Annotated in this window: 7 protein-coding genes; 3 read left to right on the plus strand and 4 right to left on the minus strand. The window is 70.8% G+C overall.

The features are described 5' to 3' along the window. Positions 1 to 302 precede the first annotated feature (302 nt). Positions 303 to 533 carry a GntR family transcriptional regulator gene (locus C1I95_RS29215; protein WP_111218670.1) on the plus strand — a complete coding sequence of 77 codons (231 nt, stop codon included), beginning with the start codon at positions 303 to 305 and terminating at the stop codon, positions 531 to 533. A gap of 315 nt (positions 534 to 848) precedes the next feature. Here C1I95_RS29215 and C1I95_RS29220 read toward each other — a convergent pair whose 3' ends face one another. After that, positions 849 to 1973 carry a glycerophosphodiester phosphodiesterase gene (locus C1I95_RS29220; protein ID WP_111218672.1) on the minus strand — a complete coding sequence of 375 codons (1125 nt, stop codon included), beginning with the start codon at positions 1971 to 1973 and terminating at the stop codon, positions 849 to 851. A 141-nt stretch (positions 1974 to 2114) separates the two neighbouring features. Here C1I95_RS29220 and C1I95_RS29225 point away from each other — a divergent pair, with 141 nt between their 5' ends. Continuing rightward, entirely contained in the window at positions 2115 to 3452 is a 1338-nt protein-coding gene (locus C1I95_RS29225; RefSeq protein ID WP_111218674.1) for a TrkH family potassium uptake protein, read from the plus strand. Next, positions 3442 to 4113 carry a potassium channel family protein gene (locus C1I95_RS29230; RefSeq protein ID WP_111218676.1) on the plus strand — a complete coding sequence of 224 codons (672 nt, stop codon included), beginning with the start codon at positions 3442 to 3444 and terminating at the stop codon, positions 4111 to 4113. The genes C1I95_RS29225 and C1I95_RS29230 overlap by 11 nt, the downstream gene beginning before the upstream one ends. Before the next feature lie 12 nt (positions 4114 to 4125). Here the strand turns inward: C1I95_RS29230 and C1I95_RS29235 are convergent, their stop codons facing one another. The 3 genes from C1I95_RS29235 to C1I95_RS29245 form a co-directional block, all read right to left on the minus strand. After that, entirely contained in the window at positions 4126 to 5781 is a 1656-nt protein-coding gene (locus C1I95_RS29235) for a serine/threonine-protein kinase (RefSeq protein ID WP_111218678.1), read from the minus strand. A gap of 71 nt (positions 5782 to 5852) precedes the next feature. Further along, the gene (locus C1I95_RS29240; RefSeq protein WP_111218680.1) at positions 5853 to 7406 is read right to left on the minus strand and encodes a fused MFS/spermidine synthase; all 1554 of its coding nucleotides are present in this window, start codon (positions 7404 to 7406) and stop codon (positions 5853 to 5855) included. A gap of 36 nt (positions 7407 to 7442) precedes the next feature. Continuing rightward, complete coding sequence (locus C1I95_RS29245) at positions 7443 to 8447, minus strand: coiled-coil domain-containing protein (RefSeq protein ID WP_111218682.1); 1005 nt, start codon at positions 8445 to 8447, stop codon at positions 7443 to 7445. Positions 8448 to 8606: the final 159 nt, after the last annotated feature.

Here is an 8606-nt window from a genome sequence, read left to right on the forward strand (position 1 = left end):
GCCACCCACCCAGCGGCGAAACCCGGGCGACCAAGCCGCCTGGAAGCGGCCCGGTCGACGGAAAGGGGGTGCCGACCGGGCCGCCGACCCCGCGACCGCAGCCCTGATCGGCGGTACGACCCCGGAGCCCACTTTCGAGTCCGACTCCCGAGGCTTGCCGAACCAACCGGAGCCGGACGAGGGTCAACCCACACCAGTATCTGGCTATGGTCGAGCCCTGCGTGGCGGCGGCATCACAACTTGTTGCAGTTGCTGGTGTAGGCCGGCATGATCGGAGGCGCCGAACCAACCGGAGTCCTCACATGCCCACAGCAGAAGCCCCGTACCGCCGCATCGCCAACGACATCGCCGCGAAGATCAAGAGCGGCGAGCTCAAGCCCGGCGACAAGCTTCCCTCCACTCGGGAACTGGCCGAGGCGTACCAGGTCCACATGAACACCGCCTACCGTGCCATGTCACTGCTGCACGACCGCGAGTTGATCACCGGTCAACCCGGCCGCGGCACCTACGTTGCGGAGCGATCCGAGCGGTAACCCTTACCGGCGTCCGCCGCACTCGGCCATGACCACCGTCCATGGGCTTGCGGCCTGATGGACGCCGCAAGATCGCGCTCGATCCCGGTTCGAGTGGCCTCATCGACGCTTTGAGGCCACTCGAACCAGGATCGAGTGTGGATCTTGCCCCGATTGCCGAGGCTCGCTTCGCGGAACACCTGGATGCTCGCCGCAGGCCGCCGGACTGTCGCAACGTCGCAGCGTCCACCTCGGCGTGGCCTGACCAGGTAAGCGCCCATGGCGAGCGGCCCGTCACCCGGGGCTGGGTGACGGGCCGGCGGACAAGCGAGAAGGTCAGCGGCGGGGTAGGGCGGCGCGGGCGGCCACTGCGGAGTCCGGGTGGTCGGTGAAGACGCCGTCGAGACCCAGGCGGTAGAACAGCTCGTATTCGGCCTGGATGTCGCCACGGGCGTTCGGGTCGGTGCCGATGCGGAAGTCCACCGGCAGGAACTGGTTCTCCGCCCGGAAGGTCCAGGCATGCACGATCAGTTTCTCCTTGTGCGCGTCGCGGACCAGGGTGGTCGGGGCGAGCAGCTTGCCGGCCGGGTCGCGCGGCACGATCAGGTTCTTGTGCGCACCGATCCCGTCGGCGTACCGGGCGATCTCCTTGAGGCCGGCGGGGGTGGCCAGGTCACGGTAGGTGCGGGTGTCGCCGGAGACGGTGAAGTCGTACGGGCGGCCGGCGGCGTCGAGCAACTGGACCAGCCTGACGTCGATCATCCGATCCAACCTCCGCAGGTTGGCCGTCTCGAAGGACTGGATGACGACCGGTGCGTTCCGCTTCGTCCACCCCACCCGGCGGAGCGCCTCGACCAGCGGCTCCTCCAGCGGCAGCCCGATCGAGGCGAAGTATGTCGGGTGCTTGGTCTCCGGGTACACGCCGATCACCCGGCCCCGGGCTTTACCCTCGGCCCTGGCCAGGTCGATCACCTCCTGGAAGGTGGGTACCTGGAACTGCCCGTCGAAGGCGGTGTTCGTCACCCGTACCTGCGGCAGCCGCTCCTTGGCCCGCAGCGTCCGCAGCTCGGTCAGGGTGAAGTCCTCGGTGAACCAGCCGGTCACCGACACGCCGTCGATGATTTTGGTAGCCCGCCGGTCGGCGAACTCGGGCCGGACCGCCACGTCGGTCGTACCGCTGATCTCGTTCTCGTGCCGGGCGACCAGCACCCCGTCGGCGGTCGCGACCAGGTCCGGCTCGATGTAGTCGGCGCCCATCCGGATCGCCAGCCGGTACGCCTCCAGGGTGTGCTCCGGCCGGTAGCCGCTGGCACCCCGGTGGCCGATCACGACGGGCTGGTCGCCCACCCGGGCCGGGTCCGCGTCGCCGGCCGGCTTCGCCGCAGCGACCATGGTGGGCGTGGCCACGGCGGCGGCGAGCAGGGCCACCGACACCCCGAAGGCGGAAAGGGTACGTCGCAAGGCGGTCTCCTCTCATCGATGGAACCCGCCCAGCAGACCGCCCCGTCCTGACCGAAAGTTGGTCCGCACCTGACCATCCGGTGAATCCTCGGGATTCCGATTTCGGCACCCGAAAATCGAAGGGAATCGGAAGATTGTCTGGTGCGCCGGTTTCTTCGTCACCCCGTACGGCTGGTGCCGCTCGGCTTCCTGGTGGCGATCCTGTTCGGCACCGCCGCGCTGATGCTGCCCTTGGCGACGATCGAGGAGGAGAAGGGCGCTCCGTTCGTCACCGCGCTGTTCACCGCCACCTCGGCGATCTCGGTCACCGGCATGGCGGTCACCGACACGCCGCACTACTGGTCCGGGTTCGGCCTGGCGTTGATCACCGTGTTCACCCAGCTCGGTGGCCTCGGCATCCTGACCGGCGCCGCGCTGGTGATCCTGACCGTGTCGCGGCAGCTCGGTCTACGCAACCGACTCCTCGTGCAGGCCGAGTCGGCGGAGTACGGCCCTGGCGACATACGCCGCCTGCTGCTGCGCATCGCCGCGACGGTGCTGGCCTGCGAGGCGGTGATGACGGTCATCATCTTCGGCCGGCTCTGGCTGGCCTACGACTACCCGCCGTGGCACGCGCTCTGGTCGGCCACCTTTCATTCGGTGCAGGCGTTCAACAGCGGCGGCTTCTCCCTCTACTCGCACGGCCTGCTCGGCTTCTCCCGCGACCCCTGGATCCTCCTGCCGCTCACCCTCGGCGCCATCATCGGCAGCCTCGGCTTTCCGGCGCTGTTCGAGGCGGCGCGCGGATGGCGCCGGCCGATCCACTGGGCAGTCGCCACCAAGTTGACCATCTGGGGCACTCTCGTCCTGCTCGTCGCCGGGTCCCTGATCCTGCTGATTGCCGAATGGACCAACCCGGAGACCATCGGCCGGCACGGCGTAGCCGGCAAGGTCATGGACGCGTTCAGCCAGTTGGCCCTCGGCCGGACCGCCGGTTTCGAGGTCGTCCCTACCACCGCGTTCCGCGAGGAGAGCTACTTCGTGCTGATCGCCCTGATGTTCATCGGCGGCGGCAGCGCGAGCACCACCGGCGGGATCAAGGTGACCACGTTCTTCCTGCTCGCCTTCGTCATCTGGGCGGAGTTGCGCGGCGAGCCGGACGTCACGGTCGGGCAGCGCCGGGTGGCCACGTCCAGCCAACGGCAGGCGATCACCGTCGCCCTGCTCAGCGTCGCCGTGGTGACCCTCGGCACGTTCACGCTGATCCTGACCGTCGAACCGGTCGCCTTCTACCGGTCATTGTTCGAGGTCACCTCGGCGTTCAGCACCGCGGGACTGTCCGTCGGGCTCGCGCCGTCGCTGCCCGCAGACGGGCAGCTGCTGCTTGCCGCACTGATGTACATCGGCCGGGTCGGGCCGCTCACCCTCGGGTCCGCGATCGCCCTGAACACCCGACGACGGCTGTACCGATACCCGGAGGAGCAACCCATTGTCGGCTAAGGGCAAGGAAGCGGGAGGCATCGTGGTGATCGGGCTGGGGCGCTTCGGTTGGCATCTCACCGACTCGCTGGTCAAGCTCGGCCACGACGTGCTGGCCGTCGACCGCAACGCCGAACACGTGCAGAAGTGGTCGGGCCAGCTCGACCGGGTCGCGCAGGCCGACGGCACCGACGAGGCGGCACTACGACAGCTCGGGGTGGCGGATCTCCGCCGCGCGGTGGTCGCCATCGGCGCCTCGGTGGAGGGCAGCGTGCTGAGCGTACTCGCGCTGGTCGAGCTCGGGGTGCCGCAGATCTGGGCCCGAGCGACCTCCGGGCAGCACGCGAAGATCCTGTCCTCGGTCGGCGCCCACCATGTGATCTTTCCCGAGCGGGAGACCGGCGAACGGGTGGCCCACCTGATCGTCAGCAACCTGCTCGACTTCGTGGAGTTCGGCGACGCCTTCGCCATCGCCAAGATGCGGGTGCCGGAAGCGCTGGCCGGTCAGACGATGAGCGAACTGCAATTGTTGGACCGCTACGGCGTACGCGTAATCGGGATCAAGCCACCGGACGAACAGCGGTTCCGCTACGTCTCCGACAGGTTGGAACTCCGCCGGGAGAGCACGCTCATCGTCGAGGGGACCATCGACGAGATCCAGACCTTCTCCGCACTCTCCTGACCGCTGCCGGGTCTACGCTCCCTTCTTCGGCCCCTTACCGGGGTCGGCCGGCTTGGGCTTGGGCTTGTCCTTGCCCGGCTTGACGTCCTTCCCCACCGCCTTCCCCTTCCCCTTCCCCGGCTTGGTCTTCGTTCCACCGGCGCCCCCCGAGCCGGCCTTGCCGGCCGCGGCCTTCACCGGCTTGGTGGGCGTCGGCTTGGCGCTCGGTGCGGATCCGGCGATGCCGGAGACCTGCACCCCGCAGACCGCGTCGCCGACCCGGAACTCCACCGGCAACGGATTTGCCCCGGTGTACGTCCCGGTCAGACTCACCTTCTCGGTGGCGCCCGGCGCCAGCGTCGGGCGCTGCGGGGCCGGCTGCACGGCGACCGCCCGCCCCTGCTGGCGTACCGGTGCGGGGGTCGCGCCGGTGACCGTCTGATGGCTGGGGAAGGCGAATCGCATTGTCCAGTCGCGCAGCTCCCGGTCACCGGTGTTGGTCAGGCTCAACTCGGCGGTGAATTCCTTGCCGGAGTCCTTGCGCAGCGCGTACGTGACCTGGCAGGGGATCCGCTGGTCACCGCCCATCCGGGCCTGGGCCGGCTGGTCGATGCCCCCGCTGGCCGGGCGGTGCGAGGTGACGCCCCAGACCGCCGCCGTCACGGCCATCAGCGCGGCGGCGGCCAACCCCGCCTCGGCCCGGCGTCGGCGGTCCAGCCTGCGACGGGTACGCAGGCCCACGAGCGGCAGCGCGTCGGTCGCGGTCGACCAGGGCAGGATCGTGGTGCCCACGCTGGCCAGCAGGATCGGGTCGGCTCGTCCGTCGGCGGCGCGCACCGGCACCGCCGGCACCTTCCCGGCCGCCTCGCCGAGGGTCCGCGCCAGCTCGGCAGTGGCCGGCCGGTCCGCCGGCAGTTTCGCCAGGCAACGGTGGACCAGGTCGGCGACCTGCTCGGGCAGTCCCGGCACCGGCGGCATCGGCTCCGGCTTGCGGTACATGTGCGCCCGCAGCATCTCCGCGGTGGTGTCGGCCCGCCAGGGCAGCCGCCCGGTGAGCATCCGGTACAGCAGCAGGCCGACCGCGTACACGTCGGTGGCCGGACTGACCTGGCCGTTGTCGAGCCGTTCCGGAGCGAGGTAGGCCGGGGTGCCGAGCAGGGTGCCGTCCGGCCCCTTCTCGCTCTCCCCGACCAGCGCCGAGATGCCGAAGTCGACCATCTTCACCCCGGTCGAGGTGAGCATCACGTTGCCGGGTGTGACGTCGCGGTGCACCACGCCACGGGCGTGCGCGGTGGCCAACGCGGCGGCGACCTCCGCGGCCACCGTCACCGCCTCCCGCCAGGGCAGGCCACGGTCGGGACCGAGCCGCGTGGTCAGCGGGCCGCCGTCGATCAGCTCCATCACCACGTACGGCACGGTCAACCCGGCCTGCTCGGACTCGCCGTAGTCGTACACGTTGGTGATGTTGGGGTGGCAGAGCCGGGCGGCGGCCTGGGCCTCGATCCGGATCCGGTGCCGGAACGCCCGGTCGCTGGCCAGCCGGGAGGCGAGCACCTTGACCGCGACCTGGCGGCCGAGCACCTCGTCGTAGCCGCGCCAGACCACCGACATCCCGCCCGTGCCGAGCTGCTCGATCAGCCGGTACCGCTCACCGAGCAGTTGTGCACCCTTGCCTACCCCACCACCCATGGTCGGCGTTGTTGCCCGACGCGAACCCTGCTACACCTTTCTGGTCGGATTCGGTCAGCAAAGTCACCCGATCAGGCGGTGGCGAGCAGTTGGTCCACCGGGGCGTAGTCGTCGGTCAGCACCAGCGCGTCACCGACGAAATCCGTCAGATCACCGCCGGAGAGCAGGCTGGCCGGCTCGTTGTCGGCGTCCAACCGGGCCCGCACCGCCGCCAGCGGCAGCGGCGCGTCGGAGGCCACGATGAGGAAGTTGGCTCCCCGCTCACCGGCCAGTGCCTCTGGCGGCGCGATCAACGCGACATGCCGGAACTCGGCGGCGACGGTGGCCACCTCACTGCGGATGAACCGCAGCGGCGGGTAGTCGATGACGTTCTGCACGTACACCCCGGTGGGCCGGGTGACCCGCCCGATCTCGGCGGCCATCTCCCGGGTGGCCAGGTGCCAGGGCACCACCAGGTGCCCGAACGCGTCGCCCACCACGAAGTCCCGGCTGGCGGTCGCCTCGGCGGCCACCAGCAGCCGGGCGTCGCCCACCACGGCCCGCAGGTCCGGCCCCTGGCGTACGCCGAGCTGCCGCTCCCCCAGCTCGACCAGCCCACCGTCGATCTCGAAGACCAGATTGTCGGTACCGGGCCGGGTGGCGGTCAGGTAGCGCGGCACGGTGAACCCGCCGCCGCCCAGGTGCAGCGCGTCCAGCCGCTGACCCGCCGGAGCCATTACGTCGGCCACCGCGCCGATCCACCGGGTGTACGCGTACTCCAGATGGGTCGGGTCGGCCAGGTCCACGTACGAGTGCTGGGCCGAGTTGAGCAGCAGCGTCCGCCCGCTCTCCCGGCCGGGGTCGGCCGCGACCCGGGCGCAGTGGTACGCCGTCTCCACGTCGCACGGATTCGGCGCCACCATGGTCAGCCCGGCGCCGGCCAGACCGAGCACCGCCAGGGCCGCCTTGACCCGGGCCGGGCCGGGAAGAGTGGCCTTGTCCTGCCGGTGCAGATACACGCCGAGGGCGATCCCGGTGATGCCGAGCGAGGCGGCCAGCCCGAACAGGATGACCGTGCTGGGCAGGGCGGCGACCAGCACGAAGCCGGTGACCAGGGTGGCCGTGACTGCGCCCAGCGTGCCGATGCCGGAGAGCCGGCCGACCACCTGGCCGGTCCGGCGCAGGTCGGCGAGCTGAAGCTTGATCACCAGCGGGCTGACCGCGGAGAGCAGCATCGCCGGGGCGAACACGGCGACCGCGACCAGCAGCAGGACGCCGCTGACCGCACCGCCGCGCAGGACCTCCCCGGCGTAGCGCACCGCGGGCAGGGTGATCGCGGTGGCGATGCCGGACAGCACCAGCGCGGGTGCCAGCAGGGTGCGCGGGTTGCGCCGGTCGGCCAGCCAGCCGCCCGCCCACGCCCCGTACGCGATGGCCGCCAGCGCGATGCCGATGACCGAGCTGGTCACCTGGAGGGTGACCCCGACGTACGGCCCGACCAGGCGCAACGCGGCGGTTTCCAGGACCAGGACGGCGCCGCTGGAGTAGAAGACCAGGAACGCGGCGAGCCCGTTGGGTAGAGCCCGAGGGGCTTCCGACGAAGACGGCGCGGCCGGCTCCGCAAGGTCAGGCGATGGAGAGTTCACCGTGGCGATGGTACGCAGCAGTCGACGGGCGACGGGTCAATACATCGAAGTGTGAACATGGTTCGTGTGATCCGCTGCCGGACTGCCGCTGCCGCCGTACGCCCGCCAGCCGGTACCCGGGTGCCAGATCTGTCGGTACCAGATCACGTAGAGCACACCGAGCCGGTCCGCGTTGCGCACGTGCCAGGCAGCCAGGTTGTCCCCGTACGCCTTGTCGCCGCCGGTGGCCGTACGGTCCTCGAACCCGTTCGTGGCGGCCGCGAAGTCGCAGGCCCGGCCCTTGGGATGCTCGCCTGAGCCGCCGCTGCGGTGGCAGGAGACGTATCGCTTGTAACCGGCGGCCTTGGTCTGATTGAGCATGTGCAACGTGCGTGCGGTGATGCAGCCGGAGGTGGTCGGGTCCTTCACCGAGCAGGACTCGCCCGGCCAGGAGCCGTCGGAGTTGCGGGGTGCCGGCCGTGCCGAGGTGGAGCTGCCGCCGCTGAAGCCGCCGCTGCTGCCCGAGCTGACCGCCGCCAGGGCCGCCTCGGCCTCCTTCTTCTTCTTCGCCATCACGGCGAGCTGCTTGGTCTGCTCGCGTACCTCGGCGTTGATCGCGAGCTTGGCCTGCCGGGCCGCCTCGCGCGCCTCGGACAGCTCGCGCACCCGGCGTCCGTCCCGCTGCGCCATCATGTCGAGGCTGGCGGCCCGCTGCACGAACGCCTCCGGGGTGGCGCTGTCCAGCAGCACGGCCGCCGCGCTCAGCCGGCCGACCCGGTACGACTGCGCCGCCACCTCGCCGACCAGGGCGTTCAGCTCGACCAGCCGGCCCTCCAGGTCAGCCAGCTCGGTCGCCATCTTCTTCTGCTTGCGCTTGGAGCCGTCGAGCTTGCGCTTGGCCTCGATGTGCGCCTTGGCGGTCGCCTCCAGGGCGTCCCGCAGCTTCTTGCTGCCCCCCTCGTTGGGCTCGGCGTACGCCGGCACGGCACCGACGCCGAGCAGCAGCGCCACGGCGGCGAGCAGGGTGAGCAGCGGCCGATGAGCACGCCGCCGGTTGGGCATGGACCTGCGCACGAAAGCATCCTTTCGTCGGCCGCCGGCCCCCGGTGACGACACTGCGCGGCGGCGGCCCCCGCCGGCGCCGGTCGGCGGCCTGCTGGCGAAGACCGCCGGTCAGGATACCGGAACCAGCCCCGCCGACCAGGCCCCCGACCCACGCAC

Origin of the sequence: Micromonospora craterilacus, assembly GCF_003236315.1 — a bacterium.
Lineage (GTDB): Bacteria > Actinomycetota > Actinomycetes > Mycobacteriales > Micromonosporaceae > Micromonospora > Micromonospora craterilacus.

Excerpts from the sequence above, each read along its gene's own strand:
- C1I95_RS29245 (WP_111218682.1), bottom strand. The coding sequence starts at position 8,447 with ATGCCCAACCGGCGGCGTGCTCATCGGCCGCTGCTCACCCTGCTCGCC.
- C1I95_RS29215 (WP_111218670.1), top strand. The coding sequence starts at position 303 with ATGCCCACAGCAGAAGCCCCGTACCGCCGCATCGCCAACGACATCGCC.
- C1I95_RS29235 (WP_111218678.1), bottom strand. The coding sequence starts at position 5,781 with ATGGGTGGTGGGGTAGGCAAGGGTGCACAACTGCTCGGTGAGCGGTAC.